This is a genomic window from Mesorhizobium sp. M0601 (assembly GCF_040320845.1).
GTDB lineage: Bacteria > Pseudomonadota > Alphaproteobacteria > Rhizobiales > Rhizobiaceae > Mesorhizobium.
In genome coordinates this window covers 19,533-33,827 of the sequence record NZ_JAMYQK010000017.1, presented here as the reverse complement: position 1 = coordinate 33,827, position 14,295 = coordinate 19,533, and the positions used below count along the sequence as shown (strand labels likewise).

General features: G+C 59.4%; 11 protein-coding genes and 3 pseudogenes. 7 read left to right on the top strand and 7 right to left on the bottom strand.

Annotated features, from left to right (window positions below; genetic code table 11):
- Nucleotides 1-7 precede the first annotated feature (7 nt).
- The 3 genes from NKI41_RS17160 to NKI41_RS17150 all read right to left on the bottom strand — a co-directional run bounded on the left by NKI41_RS17160 (nt 8) and on the right by NKI41_RS17150 (nt 2,525).
- Complete coding sequence (locus NKI41_RS17160) at nt 8-517, bottom strand: GNAT family N-acetyltransferase (protein ID WP_352684147.1); 510 nt, start codon at nt 515-517, stop codon at nt 8-10.
- A complete protein-coding gene (locus NKI41_RS17155; RefSeq protein WP_352453587.1) occupies nt 518-802 on the bottom strand; it encodes a type II toxin-antitoxin system TacA family antitoxin in 285 nt (94 codons plus the stop codon).
- Nucleotides 803-1,340: 538 nt separating this feature from the next.
- The gene (locus NKI41_RS17150; RefSeq protein WP_352684145.1) at nt 1,341-2,525 is read right to left on the bottom strand and encodes a glycosyltransferase family 9 protein; all 1,185 of its coding nucleotides are present in this window, start codon (nt 2,523-2,525) and stop codon (nt 1,341-1,343) included.
- Between the two features lie 320 nt (nt 2,526-2,845).
- Here NKI41_RS17150 and NKI41_RS17145 point away from each other — a divergent pair, with 320 nt between their 5' ends.
- Complete coding sequence (locus NKI41_RS17145) at nt 2,846-3,022, top strand: hypothetical protein (RefSeq protein ID WP_352457364.1); 177 nt, start codon at nt 2,846-2,848, stop codon at nt 3,020-3,022.
- 85 nt (nt 3,023-3,107) lie between these two features.
- Here the strand turns inward: NKI41_RS17145 and NKI41_RS17140 are convergent, their stop codons facing one another.
- Nucleotides 3,108-5,174, bottom strand: coding sequence for a carbamoyltransferase family protein (locus tag NKI41_RS17140; RefSeq protein ID WP_352457394.1), 2,067 nt, complete (start codon nt 5,172-5,174; stop codon nt 3,108-3,110).
- A 1,013-nt stretch (nt 5,175-6,187) separates the two neighbouring features.
- On the opposite strand from NKI41_RS17140, the pseudogene nadE reads away from it, so the two are divergent.
- From nadE to NKI41_RS17120, 4 genes and pseudogenes are all read left to right on the top strand, one after another.
- Nucleotides 6,188-6,513 (top strand): annotated as a pseudogene (nadE, locus tag NKI41_RS17135) (NAD(+) synthase); the annotation flags it as partial.
- 404 nt (nt 6,514-6,917) lie between these two features.
- The gene (locus NKI41_RS17130; RefSeq protein ID WP_352684143.1) at nt 6,918-8,000 is read left to right on the top strand and encodes a sensor histidine kinase; all 1,083 of its coding nucleotides are present in this window, start codon (nt 6,918-6,920) and stop codon (nt 7,998-8,000) included.
- Between the two features lie 451 nt (nt 8,001-8,451).
- Nucleotides 8,452-8,604, top strand: coding sequence for an aminopeptidase (locus NKI41_RS17125; RefSeq protein WP_352453905.1), 153 nt, complete (start codon nt 8,452-8,454; stop codon nt 8,602-8,604).
- A gap of 56 nt (nt 8,605-8,660) precedes the next feature.
- On the top strand, nt 8,661-8,918 hold the full coding sequence (locus NKI41_RS17120) for an aminopeptidase (protein ID WP_352453904.1): 258 nt from the start codon (nt 8,661-8,663) through the stop codon (nt 8,916-8,918).
- 2 nt (nt 8,919-8,920) lie between these two features.
- Here NKI41_RS17120 and NKI41_RS17115 read toward each other — a convergent pair.
- Nucleotides 8,921-9,240, bottom strand: a pseudogene (locus tag NKI41_RS17115) (integrase); the annotation flags it as partial.
- Between the two features lie 198 nt (nt 9,241-9,438).
- Between NKI41_RS17115 and NKI41_RS17110 the strand changes: the two are divergent.
- Entirely contained in the window at nt 9,439-10,734 is a 1,296-nt protein-coding gene (locus tag NKI41_RS17110; RefSeq protein ID WP_352684141.1) for a tannase/feruloyl esterase family alpha/beta hydrolase, read from the top strand.
- Here the strand turns inward: NKI41_RS17110 and NKI41_RS17105 are convergent.
- Nucleotides 10,658-12,213, bottom strand: a pseudogene (locus NKI41_RS17105) (ISL3 family transposase). The gene NKI41_RS17110 and the pseudogene NKI41_RS17105 overlap by 77 nt on opposite strands.
- A gap of 44 nt (nt 12,214-12,257) precedes the next feature.
- Here NKI41_RS17105 and NKI41_RS17100 point away from each other — a divergent pair.
- A complete protein-coding gene (locus NKI41_RS17100; protein WP_352684231.1) occupies nt 12,258-12,755 on the top strand; it encodes a tannase/feruloyl esterase family alpha/beta hydrolase in 498 nt (165 codons plus the stop codon).
- Between the two features lie 193 nt (nt 12,756-12,948).
- Here the strand turns inward: NKI41_RS17100 and NKI41_RS17095 are convergent, their stop codons facing one another.
- Nucleotides 12,949-14,121, bottom strand: a complete 1,173-nt coding sequence (locus NKI41_RS17095; protein ID WP_352684138.1) for a site-specific integrase — start codon at nt 14,119-14,121, stop codon at nt 12,949-12,951.
- Nucleotides 14,122-14,295: the final 174 nt, after the last annotated feature.

Here is a 14,295-nt window from a genome sequence, read left to right as displayed (position 1 = left end):
CGCGGAGCTAGTGGCCTTTGTCGGCCAGCCAGAGGCTCACGTCCTGGATCGAGCGCATGAGCACCGACGGATTGTCCCGCGCGGGAATGAAGCCCCAGCTCTGCCAGTAGCGCTCTGCCTCGGCGTCGATCGCCCGCACCACCACCGCGCGGCCGCCGACGATGTCGGCGCCGGCGACGCAGCGATACAGCGCGTCCTTGACCAAGCCGCTACCGATGCCTTGTCCGGCATAGCGGTGGTCGACGGCGAGTTGTCCGATCAGCAGGCAGGGGATCGGATCGGGCGGGCGTCCGGTGCGGATGGCGCGCGGTGCGCTATTTGGCTGGATCACGCCCGGCGCGAGGCCGTAATACCCGACGACTGTTCCCTCGTCGTGAACGACCAGGACGCGGGTAAACCCGCGGGCCTGGTTCGTTCGCGCGAAGCCGGCCAGCCAAGCATTGAGCGCCGGCTTGCCGCAATCGAAGCTGTCGAGGCGGTGTGCGTGGTCGAGGAGTTCGATGCCTGAAAGCGCCACCTAGCGGTCCCAGGGCGGGGACCGACGCAGCCGCTCGGCCGCCTTCGCCGGGGGCGCAGCGGCCGGGGCTGAGATCGCCTGCATGAAGGCGTCATAGGCTTCCGGGGACACGCGGATGACGGTTTCGTTGAGGATGGCCGCCTGCGCCTCGTGCAGCGCGGCGCGCCGCATGAACTCCGTGCGCGACAGGCCGAGCAGCTCCGCGCCGCGGTCGATGATGGTGAGATCATCGTCGCGAAACCGCATCGAGACGGGTGCTTCCTTCCTGGTGGGTGTGGTGGCCATGGCGCGCTCCTGTGCTGCGGACGTATATACGTTAGTGTAACGCGGAACGCAATACTACGTTCCCTGGCGACGTCTCGTGGCGGATGGTCTCAGGATTTCTCGCCGCATCGGTTCTTCTCGGCTTCTCGCCCCAGTCGCCATTGCCGCAACCCAGAGCAAGGTGGCTTTGGTCAGCTCCGGCGGATCAATTACGGCTTAGAAAGCGCATTTGTTTTTGGCGGCCGGATGAGCGGGTCCAGAAGCGAAGTCGCTGCCATGACTGTCGCCGGACGAGCCCCGGCTATCCCGAACCTGATGAACATCTGACGCGATGGCGACTTTCGGGCCGTCACGCCACAAAGGAGGAACGGCTATGAAGGCTGGGCGGCGGCACTTTCATTCTCAGGCGCCGCTCTATGCCACCTGTCGGCCAATGTGACATCGCCACTGCGGTCCTTCGAACAAGTCGATTCGATTCTGAATTTCGGCCTTTAGATGATTGTAGCGATTGAATCAGCGACAAGGGCTGGGCAATCGCGGTTGTGGTGATCGCGAGCCACTAAGCTTGTGCCGTACCCTTACAATGATTCATCAAGGCGTTTACCTCGGCAATCACGAGATCCGGCGTGATGTCGAACTTGCATCGGACTTTGACCGGACAATGCCGCACTTGGTCCAGACCACATCCGCGACATTCAATAACACTCATAAGCATGCTGACCAAGGGACCTCGAAACCCCCAAATCTCCGGCAGATGTGACGCCGTGAAAATGCCGATAGTAGGGCGGCCAAGCTGGGCAGCGACATGGCCGGTGCCTGAATTGTTCGAAACGACGAGCGCGGCCGAATTCACGAGACAATTGAATTCCAATTCTGACAAGTCGACAGCCGTCCGAATGTTCGCGGCCCCACGTTCCCTAGCTATCTTCGCAACCTCCTCAAGCGCTTCCAGGCATTCGCCACGGCCAACGAGGACCACCTCACCACGGGTCGAAAGAGCAGCGACAACTTTGCCAAAACTTTCAATCGGCCAATCTCGCAGGCTGGAATTGGAGAACGGAGCCACGACAATCGGGGCAATGCCTGTAGTCGAATTCTGTGGGTGACCCGCTCCGCTTTCGAAATAGGCAGCTGCCTTTGCGACCAGAAAGAGGAGGATTTCTGACACATGCTGGAGACGCACCTGCTTACGGTCAATGAACCAATCAAGCCATCTACGGGGGATTTTGTTAGCAAGCCCTATTTTTTGGACCAGCTTGTAGAAAATGGTTCTGCGCAGTTTCAGATTGAATGGCGCTATCGCAATATCGATCTGATGCATGCTGTACGGATCAACTATCGCCGCACGGTGCCTGGCGGGAACTTCAAGCAAGATCGGCCTTGTTTCTTCCGGAACACGCATATCAATGGCAAGATCAAACTCGCCGGTCAGCAGCGGCCTTATGTCCGCGGCTTCTTTGCGCGTTTTGACTTTTGGGTTGCGAGGAAAAAAGTCAAAAGCAACGTGATCGTCGGCGAGGTCGAACTGTTTTGCAGTAGCGATGTTCCAGCTTCCCACCACCAGCGTAATGTGGGCATGCGCAAAACGCTGACGAAGGTCCTTTAGAGGCCCTAGAGACATCCAAAAGTCGCCGACATGATCAAGCTTGAGGACCAAAATTCTCATCCTTGCGCTTGACTGTTCCGGCTCTTCCCAGCTGCGGTATATAATTTGATTGCCGTCGTGCTTTGTAAAATATGCCATTGCCATTCCGAAGATTATACGGTCAACACTGATAGCCCAGTGACGCGTGTGTAGGTTGGAGTGCTCCCCACTTTGTCCGCGTCTCCGCAAGAATTCTGCCATCAGATCCAAGCCGCGCTCCAGCAGGAGCTGTGGGGCGAAGTCTGCATCTCTAGCGATGGTAGCGCGCCAAGAAACCCAGCTATGTCCCGACCCGCAATGTGAAGGGCTTCGTCACGGTCTCGCATGCAGTGAGTTCGGCAACGCCGAGTAGACGGTGATCGCCAAGCCGCCGTCCCCAGATCTCGGAGCATAACGGCAGTGGCCTCGCTCTTTGGTCGATGCTGATCCTGAATGCGACCGTCGCCGCCGGCGACGACACCGCCGGCCGCATTGACCGTCTCGGGCACGCCCTGTCGCTGTGGTCCCGCATCACGGTCGCTAGCAAGGACCCGCCGCAGCCGCTTTTTTCTGCGCGTCCGGTCGTCCAAGGTGAAGTGGACGAATCGACCCTGTGATGAAGTCGACTGCCTGCCAGCGGTGAGGTGGCAGGCGGCATCGATGAACACCATTATTCGCCGAGCTTGGATAGCGGCACCTCTATCACGCTGAGAGCCTGTTATGCTGGTCCAGCGTTTGATCGCAGTCTTGATCCATGCGAGCAGCTTGTGAGGGATGCAATCGAACGAGGCGCTGCTCCCACAGCCGTCGCAGGCCCTCCATCAGAGCTTCACGCTTAGCCTGATCCGGCGCAATTGTATTGAGGAGATCTCCCAACACGGCTTCGCCCTCAATCCGCATCAGCAGATTAAACAAGTCGTGTGAAATTCGTACACTGTCACTGCTGAAGTGGGTCGTGCTGATCTCGCAGTGAGTCTCCCGACGATCTGGCGCTTTGTAAGCGCGGGTTTGATGGAGGGACACATAGGGCGGCAACGAAACCGCAAGCGCAGTCCAATCCTGCAGCGTTGCAGCCCGCTTTTTTACCAGGAAGGGCCCGACCACAAGTCCATCCAGCTCTGTCGTCAGAAAGGTGGCAATCGCGTCTGCAACCGAATCCACGATCGGTTCGGCATTGTTGTTAAAGGACGTATTGAGCAGAATTGGAGTGCCTGTGCGCTTCTTGAACGCATTGATGACCTCCCAGTACGCGGGATTGGCGTTGCGCGATACTGTTTGCAGGCGAGCGGTACCGTCGACGTGCGTGATGGCACCGAGCAAGGCGCGCTTTGAGTCACGCACGCGAACGACGAAATTCATGAATGGAAATTCGTGCCTACCGTCCGGGAGGTCGAAAAATTCGCTCGCATCCTCCTCCAGCACAGATGGCGCGAAGGGCCGATAGCCTTCGCGCTTCTTGACCATCGCATTGATCCGGTCCTTGTTTGCGGCGGGCCGAGGGTCGGCAAGAATGCTGCGGTTGCCCAGCGCACGTGGCCCAAACTCCGAACGACCCTGCACCCAGCCGATCACGGCGCCGTTGGCGATCCAGTCGGCTGCACTGCTTGCCACGTCATCAGAGCGTTCAACCTCGAGATGTCCGGCCCATGCATTCAGTTCCTGTTGCACGGCGCGCTCGCTCCCGAGATCAGGACCCCAATAGACCTCCTGCAGTCGCTCACACGGCGCGGGGCGGCCCATCTCGTTAGAGACTATCAGCGCAGCTCCCAATGCGCAGCCAGCGTCGTGAGACGCGGGTTGCACGAAAATGTCTTCGAAAAGCCCTGAATACAGCAGCTTACCGTTCATCGTGCAGTTGTGGGCCACCCCCCCCGCCAGGCACAACCGCTTCATGCCGGTGGCCTCACGGTGATGCCGGAGAATGTGGAACACGATCCGCTCAAGCGCTTCCTGCAGTGACGCACTCACATCTCGATGCTGCTGGGTGAAGGGCATTCCCTTTCGCCTGACCTCGATATTGCGGAGCAACGCCGGACCGATGCGGTCGAGGTGAACACGGTAGCCACCGCCGTTGGCGGAGAGCTCGTAGAACTGCTCGAAGAGCTCGCGATAGGGAGCGGGGTCGCCGTAGGGCGCGAGTCCCATTACCTTATACTCGTCGAACAAGCCGTAGCCGAGATAGCGGATCGTCTCGAGATAAAACAGCCCAAGAGAATTGTTCTCGGGGAAAGCCTCGAGTTGCGTAATTTCTGTGCCAGACCCTACCGCCAAGAGGCCCGATAGGAAATCACCAGAGCCATCAATCGCTAGAATGAGACTTTGTTCGAAGCCCGACATTGCAAAGGCGCTCACGGCGTGCGCCTGATGATGACTTACGAATGAAATACGCGAACTGTCCAACTTAGTGCCGAACTCACGCGTTAACAGATCCTGCACCAACGTTTTAGCATCCAACGGAATGGAGAGAATGTCGGGGTGGGATGCGGACATACCTTCAAGCATGGCGTTGGCATAGGGCTCGCTGGCGTAGAGCGCGACACGATCAATGTCGTTGAGCTGAACCCCCGCCGCTGACAGACAGTATTGAATCGAACGAATTGGGAGCTTGTTGGAGTGTTTCATCCGATTGAGGCGTTCCTCTTCGACGGCTGCTATCACCCGTCCGTCTCGGACGAGCACCGCGGCGCCATCGTGCATAAAGGCGTTCCGAAGCTCGAATCGGTTTTCATGGACTTGGTCAAGTCCGCCGCTAATTCCTAGACACAGCATTTCTTTCTCCACATAGTGACGGGCAAGCCAAATTGGCCTGCCTCAGACCGTTTCCAACTAAATAGGCCGCGTTGTCGCTTGCAGCTGCAACCGCCCGTCAGGCATCACCGGCATTAAAGAACGCCTCATAAGGGTCCGCCTGAATCAACATGAGATGCTTCGATCGTGGCGCCTGCCGTTCCATGACGCCGAGAGCTTGGCTGGATCATCGAATCTTGAGCGGCTGCTGACTTGCATGCCGGCGATGCCGTTTTCATCTGCAGCACGAACTTGTGACGCGGGCTGCCTATATCCTTGCGAAGGGGCGGCTGTTGACGAATAATGCCGCGCCGTGAACTGGCCCGATTTCATTCCCCGAAAGACCGTCGCACAGGCGAGTGACATGTGCTGCACTGTCCGCCTGCTTCCCGGTCGCACATCCGATAACGCCTTCGCTTGTGCAGGAGGCCGCATCGCGTCATTCGTCGGCCAAACATGGCACCGACTGGAAGCCCGGCAATACCGCGTAGATGTAAAGTGCGCTGATGTTGTATGGTAGCGCTGCCGGCCGGGTCTCCAATCCGCTGCCCAAACGAGCGGACTGCCTGCGGCAAAAAGCCCGCCACAAGCAGAATCGCGCTGGGCAGCTGGCTCGCCTGCAAGACTTCGCAGCTCCGGAACATTGGGGACGACTAGCGTCGAACCGCCGACATGATCGGCCAGTTGCAACTCACTTCTCGGCACGACCTCCACTGCACGTCAGGGCGCATGGAAGATTTTCTCCTTTGGATGGGTGATCGGTGCGGACGTGCTTTTGTCCATGCAAGATTTCCGAAGAGTTATGAAATCGTTTGTTTCGATCAAAGTCATCCACGCTATGAATAGCTGCCGGACATGCGCTTCAAAGGGGCTTCAGGCTTCCCGGACGGCTACTCCGATTCGAAGCGCGTGGCATTCCATGCGCTCTATGACAACATTTTTCAGCAAAGGGTATGAGAGCAAACCCACACTTCTTTTTCAGAAGTCGCTTCGAAGCAGCCGAGGCCTTGATGGGCTTCTTCACCAAGTTCGGCGATGGTGCCGCAGACATTCTTCCTCTTTCCGGGCTGAACAAGCGCAGAGTTCGCGCCTTGGCAGTGTATCTGGGCGCTCCGTCTGATCTTGTTGAAAAGATCCCGACCGCCGACCTGGAGAACCTCGTCCCGGTCTCCCATACGATGAGATTGACGACTTCCTCGAAGGCCAAGAGATCAACGGCGCACAGGCGCTACTTCATGCGCATTCCAGCACAGCCCATAAGCGAGCGCTTCCCGTCACAACGATTGCCATGACGGGTTCGATATTTAGGCATCGGCAATAGCGTCTCAACATACACGATCGATGGGCTTGCCGCAGTTAGGCAGCTAGCGGCCTGAATTACCGCTGGAGCGAAGCGCTGCTCTTTCAGCCCGCATGCGGTCATGAGGTTGACAGTGTCGGCACGTATCGCCGAGGCCGGCACGCGAACTCATTCTCCCTGAATGCCTGCTCTATCGATCTTCCGCAGCGTACCCACTTGACCGGTCGCTTCGACATTCCAGGCACCTGGATTGTAGCCGATCCTTGCCGCTCTCCTTCGGCCGGTCGCAATGCTAGACGTGCGGCCGTTACGCGATGCAGAGCTTGTTGTCAGATGCGTGATGCGAAATGTGAGATGCAGCTCAAGTTTCGGCGATGGCAGGCGCGCCGCATTGTTGATATGATCCGCGCAGAAAAGGCGCGCAAATGACATCGGATTCAGAGAAGGCTGAGGCCGTCGAGCAGTTGCTTGATACACCTGACCTTGCAACCGCACTGGAAAGCGAACAGTTCAAGAAATTCCTCGACCAGGTGCCGATTGCCATTGCCGTTTCGGACCTTGCCGCTGAAGAGCGCGTGGTCTACGCCAATCCGGAATTCGAGAAACTGTCAGGCCTGACGTCCGCAAGGCTCACCCGAGAAAACTGGGCGGCCCTTTTAGGCACAGGCCTCCATCAGCAAAAGGACAGGCCGCTAGCCGAGGTGGTGGTCGAGGAATCCGATTTGGTCGGCACCTTCAGGCTGGAGCGCAGCGAGGATAAACCCGCGATCGTTGACGTTTATTCCAACGAGATAGAGGACGACAACGGCAAGGTCTGTTTCCGACTGGTGGCCCTGGTCGACGTATCGGCTCACGGCGAGGTGGGAGATCAGCGCTCGGCCGAGGAGCGTGTCAGCGAGAAAGACACACTGCTTCGCGAACTGCAGCACAGGGTGAAGAACAACCTGCAGATGATCACCGCGCTGATCCGGCTGGAAAGCCGCAACGCGACCGAGGCCGACCGGAGACGGTTTGAGCGGCTCGCCGGTCGCGTCGACGCATTGGCGATCCTCTACCAGACGCTAACGGCCGACGAGCCGAAGGAGGAGGTCGACCTTGGTGTGTATCTCAGCCAGATCGCGTCCGCGGTCATGAGCTCGCATGCGGTCGAGGGGATCCGGCTGGATATGAAGGTGGATACATATCCGGTGTCAATAAACGTCGCCATGCCGGCGGGACTGGTCGTAAACGAATTGCTGACCAATTCCCTCAAGCATGCGTTCCGGGGCCGCGATGGCGGCACGATAACGCTGCACAGCATCGTCGATGGCGACGGCTGCCGGGTTATAGTGGCGGACGACGGAATCGGGCTGCCGGAAGGCGAGATGTGGCCCAAGCCAGGCAAGCTCGGAGCGCTGATCGCGCGATCGCTGACCGAGAACGCCAAGGCGCAGCTAGCCGTCGAGTCCAGCGCCAACAAAGGGACGAAGGTGACCATCGTTTTCAAGCGGTCGGCGGCAGCAAGCTGAACGGTTGCTGTCGACTAGCAGGCTGGCGGCTGGCTTCATGTCGCGGCTTTGAGCAGGTGGCTGCAAATAGGCTAGGTCGCCCTTCACGGCCTGCTTCACATGGTCGAGGTCTTCCATTATGCTCCAGGCTTGCTGCTTCTGACTTCGGCGGCCAGTCCATCCCCACCTAGCGGAAGGCACTCCCGCCTGATTGCGTTGCGGCTTGAGTCTTGACGGCGGGGGCACCTGACGCCTTCGCGCTCATCACGCGCGGGCCGGCAATTCAGCAGCGAGTCATCGCTTGGCCAATCTTGCCGAGGACGAAGGTCTAACCTACAAATAAAATTGGTCCGACTGTTCGTGGCCGGAGGTAACCGCGAATTTGCGCTATCGGGACAGGAGAGCAGTGCTGTAGGCAAACCGCGATGCGTGCATTCGTTCGATTGGTTCTACGATTATCCTGACGCCTGGGGTGACCAGTTGCACCAGTATTTCCTACTACGCGCAATCTTTGCAGGGTCATGTGCAGATCATCGCGGCCCGCCAAGACATCGGAAAACTGATCGACGATCCTTCAACCCCTGAGATATTGCGCGCCCGAATGGCATCGGCGGCCGCCATATAATAGTTTGCGGCAAAGACGGCCGCGATCGAACGGCTGAGGACGCGCTCGCCAACAGATTGCGCGACAGACGATGGGGTGGATACCGCGGATACGACGCCTGGTTCGATGCTCCGATCAACAACGCGAAGCTCGCCGCGACTTCCGTCTACAGCGATTCGGTTCAAAGGCTTGGCGCGTTGGACAAAGCTCGCCGCGCCGAAGCGCGATGCATAGAAGCCGGGATAGTCGCCCGAACACAAGTCGAACAAGCGGAGTGGTCGACCGTTTCGTCCTCCCCGGGGACGAGCCGGTTGCTCTGGCCTGGGGCGACCTGATGGGTCTTGCGGAGCACCGTCTCCAGCATGGCGATCAGGTCTTCGGGAAGGTATGGCCTCATTCTGCACAGACGGTTTTGCGTGGCTGTTACGGATGCCGGCGGGCACGGTGGCGATATGGCGGTCCTTTCGATCGAGCGGCTCGCCACGCTGCGTATAATTCCACGTCAGGGAGGAGAGACGGCGCTCGATCGTCGCCACAGAGTTTGGTTTCTTGTCTCCTGTAACCCTTTCTGGATGCACAGGCCGTGATGTAGAGGCCGACGGTCTGCGGATCAGGCGGCAACACCTCGAGGTGCTGCCGGCGCGCCCAGGCGCAAAAAATCCGCTCTCGACCGAGCGGCGTCAGACCGGTATTCTTATGGATGTTCATCCGGTCCCCCTGGAGTCACTGAAGCTTCGACAATCTCAGCTTTCCCGGTTCGGACCGGATGGACAACCTACTGAAAGCTCATAACATAGCTACCAATGCGATCAGCTTTCGGGCTATCGGGCGCATCCAGGGAGGATGGGTATGTTCTTGGCTAACGCGCTCAAGCTGCGGGACCGCGGGTGCACGCTGGCACTGATGTTGGCGATCATATGTATATGTGCGCCTGCACTGGCGGCAAACGCGTCGGATCAGGCGTGCCGGTCCATCGCCAAGCTCAAAATTCCAAACGTGATCTTTACCGAGGCTAGCCTTCAAAAGCCGCAGGGGATCCCCGCAGATCCCTTCACTGCATTCACCGGCGCCTCGCCTCAGGCGGTAAAAGTGGGCGGGCACTGCCTTGTCCGAGGTGTTATCGGGAAACGCCAGGGGGTCGATGGTCAATCATATGGCACCCGGTTTGAGGTGCGTCTTCCGACGACCTGGAACGACATGTTCCTTTTCCAGGGCGGCGGCGCAGTTGATGGCTTCCTGGCGCCGGCCGTCGGGACCATTCCTTGCCGGAACTCGACCGCGGCTCCCGGGCTCTTGCGCGGCTACGCTGTTGTAAGCATGGATGGCGGGCACCCAAGCCCCGATCCGGCTTTCGGGGTCGATCAAGCCGCACGCATTGATTTTGCGTACGCCTCCATTGGCAAAGTCACTTCGGTCTCGAAGCAGGTGATTGCCAAGTTCTATGGGGCGGCTCCGAAAAAGTCGGTGTTCATGGGATGCTCGAATGGCGGTCGTGAGGCGTTGATAGCGGCTCAGCGATATCCGCTCGAGTTCGACGGCATTGTTGCAGGTAGCCCGGGTTTTCGTCTCAGTGCCGCCAACATTGCCGAAGCCTGGGATACTCGCCAGTACATGAGCATCGCTCCCAAGGATGAGGCCGGCCATCCCATTCTATCCCGCGCCTTCTCCCAGCAGGATCTGAACATCGTCGCCAAGGCGGTTCTCGCTGCCTGTGATGCCCGCGATGGCATTGAGGATGGCGTCATCAACGCCTGGCAGCAGTGCCGGTTCGACCCAAAGGTCCTGTCCTGCCAAGGCGATAAGACGGACAGCTGCCTCACGGCTGGTCAAGTGCAGGCCATGAGCCGCGCGTTCGCGGGTCCGGAAAGCTCCGATGGCGAAAAGCTTTACAGCGATTGGCCATATGATACGGGCGTTGCGGGCGCGGACTGGAGAATGTGGAAGCTGGGCAATTCCCCCACTTCCCAGTCGGATGCAAATAACATCGTTCTGGGAGCCCGCTCGCTTCAATACTACTTCATGACGCCCCCGGCGCCGAATTTTGGGTCTGACGCACTCTCGATGAAGTTCGGGATCATACGGCACCGATCAGCCTGGCTTGCAGGAGGTCGAGCTTTCCGCGTCCATACATCTGCCGTTTCACAAGCTTGAGCTTGGTGATCTGTCCCTCTGTTTGACCGTTGGACCATGGTTCGGTGATCGCGGCGCGGACGGCGGCATGGTCGCGAATGATGCCCTTGGCGAAAGATGCGATGAGGCTTTTGCCGGCGTCGGCGATCCACGGCTCGAGATCATCGGCAAGCTTCTTGCGGATCATGGAATGGAAACCGGCGATCAGATTGCGTGCTTCCACCAGCAGGGGCACGCCCGCCTCGATGGCGGCGATCATCACCGTGTCGGCTTTGCTCAGGTGATCACGGGCCGTCGTCATCAGCGCGCGATCGTTCTGGCTGACGGCACCTTGTGGAGTTGCTGATCGGATGCCTGCTCGGCGCGACGCCGTCGCCTTGCCCATTCGCTGACGACGCCCAGGCGTCCCCGAAAGCCTTTTGTCTTCAGCCGCCGCCAGAGCTCGCTTGCATTGTGGCAGCCCGATATCCATTGCCCATCCAGGAACGGCAACCATGCCTCGAGCGAACTCTGCCGGACGCGGAAAATATCGGTTCGCTGGCCACGGATCACTTGGCGTACGAGTTTGCGACTGTGACCGGTGCGGCGCACGATCTCCTTGATGGGGATGTCTTCGCTGGCAAGTTTCATGATTGCCGCGTTTGTCTCCTCGCGCCGCAGATAGCCTTCGTATTGCAGCTTCTCCACGTAGGTGAGCAAGTCGGGATTGACCGTCGTAGCGCCGGTCGCAGTTCGGATTATCCGCATCGACTTGCGAACGGCGTCGAGGAAAGCCGCGCTCGCATTCTCCATGAGATGCCAGCGGTCGGCGACCTGAACCGCATGCGGTAATGCCTTGGCGGTGGCTTCGCCGTAACCGCCGCCGCGGTCGCGCGAGACGGTTTCGATCTCAGGGTGATCGGCAAGCCAAGCCTCGACGGTGGCAACTTCACGGTCGGGCAACAACGTCACGATCCGCCGTCGCTCCAGATCGCAGACGATCGTGCCGTAGCGATGGTTACGGCGATAGGCCCAGTCATCAATGCCGACAATCTTGGTAGGGTCTGTTCGTAAACAGGCCCGTCGCCGCACCACCCGCAGCAATGTGTCATTGCTGACCGGAACCATCAGCCGCTTTGCAAAACTAGCCGCCGGTCGGCCGCCGAGCGCCAGTCCAAGATGATGAACGATACACTCCAATCGCGAGGTCCGGCGCGATCGCTCGGTGACAACACTGTCGTCAAAGCGCTCGGCGAAGATTCGTCGACGGCACAATGTAGCATCGCAGACGAAGCGCCGCGCGACGAGGCGGAGCTCTACCTTCGTCCCACTACAGGGAAGATCGGACACGCGTCGAACATAGCGGCTGTGGACCCGGCTCGACACTCTGCGGCAAAGAGGGCAAGGCCGCGCCGACGTACCTGACCGCGCGGTAATGACGATCACTCCTTCGTTCTCAGCGATGGCCTCGACGACCAATCCCGCCGGGATCAAGGACGACAAACGCAAATTTCTCACCATGGTGCTGATTCCCCTAAGAAAACAGCACCACGCCGCCATGAAAAATCATCAAATGTGAGTCAGACCCGAATTTTGACCCCCTGAAGTTCGACTTCGACAAGGATCCGGCACGCGTTGCGGATACGGCCAAGCTCAATGATGCGACCGGCACGTATCTCGCCAGCTTCGCTGCCCACGGTGGAAAGCTGCTCTTGTTTCAGGGACTTTCCGATCCGGTCTTCTCAGCCAACGATCTGGTGCGCTGGTACAAGCAAGTCGTCGAGGTCACAAGCGGCGGCGATTTGGAAGCGACTCGCCGTTTCGTGCGCATGTTCATAATCCCGGGGATGACCCACTGCGGCGATGGCCAAGCCTTCGACGACTTTGATCCTTTGGCCGCCATCGAGGGCTGGATAAACCAAGACAAGGCTCCGGATTCTCTCGCGGCTGGCAGCAAGGCATTCCCCGGCAAGCACCAGCCGATCTGCGCTTATCCCACTCAAGCTGCCTATGGCGGTAAGGGAAATCCCGATGAGATCGCGAGCTATTCGTGTCGGGGATAAGAGACCTCGTCATTTGTTCGCTTCAATCTGCGCGCATTCCCGGAACAGGTCTCCCGGACCAAGGATCGGTTGGAAAAGCTAAACCCGGAATTTGTGGGCCGTGCCATAACGCAGTTGATGATCATGCCTGACTACGAAGCGTCGGCCGCCGATAGTCTGGACACAGCGCTCGCTGTGCTCGATGAGGTAATTGTTATCGCCTGAGATCTGACCGCCTCATCCCAGCGGACAAAACGGGGGCATCAGAGCCCGGGGCCTTGGTGAGATTTACGCGGAAACGATCGCGCCGGCGCTGATAATTTCGCGTCATCTCCGCGGAGGCATGGCCGAGCTGTTTTTGCACATAGCGTTCGTCGACCTCGGCCGACGAGGCGAGGCCGGCGCGCAGTGAGTGGCCGGCGAACTTCTTGGCCCGTTCGCCCTCCGACAGATCGCCGCGCACACCGGCGGCCAGGGCCGCGCGCTTGACCAGGCGTGCGACCTCCTGGTCGTTCAAGCGATCGACACCGACCGCTCTGCCTTGACCAGCAACGCGCCGGAACAGAGGTCCGTGCGCAATGCGCGCCAGTCTTAGCCAGGTCTGCAGAGCGGCCACAGGGCAGGTCGCGTCGGAGGAGCCGCGGCCGATTTCGACCTCGCGCCAGCCGGTTTTGCCGCGCAATGTGACAAGCAGACCCTTATCGGCAAAAATCTCGACCCAGCCGCGTCCGTCCTCGGTCTGATCCCTGCCGACGTCGAGGCCGACGATTTCGGATCGGCGAAGGCCGCCGGCGAAACCCAAAAGCAGCATGGCGCGGTCGCGCAGACCACGCAGCGTGCCGCGGTCGAGGGTCTCGAGCATGGCGATTAGATCCTCGGGCAGGATCGCTTCCTTCTGCCGGGGAGGGGAGGCGTGGGTGTTGCGAACGCCAGCCATCACCGTGGCGATATGCCGATCCTTGCGGTCGAGCGGCTGACCACGCTGGGCAAAATTCCACGAGAGCGACGAAAGCCGGCGCTCGATGGTTGAAACGGTGTTGGGCTTTTTGTCGCCAGTGGCCGTACCTGACGCGCAGGCGGCGATATAGAGCCCGACGACCTGAGGATCGGGCGGGAACATCTCTATGCCTTGGCGCCGGCACCAGCTCGAAAAATGCTTCCAGTCGGCTGCGTAGGCGCGGCGCGTGTTGGCCGAACTCGCCGCCTCGATATAGTCGCGCGCGCGGCCGGCGAGCGCCTCAAGCTGCGCAGGCAGGCTGGGATTGGCAATGGCTGGAAGGGGAGGGGACGAGGCTAGGTCGGCATCGCCCATCTGCATGACGATATCGATGATGTCGGGCAAAGCCGCGGCGCTTTGTGTGTGAAGCTTGTCCGAAATTCGTAGCATATTTCGGACATCTTGACCGTCACTTCGTCCGAAATCGGACCACAGATTTCGGACAAAGCCCCGGCATCAACCCGCCAATATCTCGATCTGCCGTCGCCGCTGCAAACGTCGCCTGTGAGAGGCGAGCCGCCTCTAAACTGGTCGTATATCCCGATTAATAATAAGAATGTAGTC

Bases quoted from the DNA above. Each gene is read 5' to 3' on its own strand.
- NKI41_RS17155 (WP_352453587.1), bottom strand. From the start codon at position 802: ATGGCCACCACACCCACCAGGAAGGAAGCACCCGTCTCGATGCGGTTT.
- NKI41_RS17150 (WP_352684145.1), bottom strand. From the start codon at position 2,525: ATGGCATATTTTACAAAGCACGACGGCAATCAAATTATATACCGCAGC.
- NKI41_RS17145 (WP_352457364.1), top strand. From the start codon at position 2,846: ATGCTGATCCTGAATGCGACCGTCGCCGCCGGCGACGACACCGCCGGC.
- NKI41_RS17140 (WP_352457394.1), bottom strand. From the start codon at position 5,174: ATGCTGTGTCTAGGAATTAGCGGCGGACTTGACCAAGTCCATGAAAAC.
- NKI41_RS17130 (WP_352684143.1), top strand. From the start codon at position 6,918: ATGACATCGGATTCAGAGAAGGCTGAGGCCGTCGAGCAGTTGCTTGAT.
- NKI41_RS17095 (WP_352684138.1), bottom strand. From the start codon at position 14,121: ATGCTACGAATTTCGGACAAGCTTCACACACAAAGCGCCGCGGCTTTG.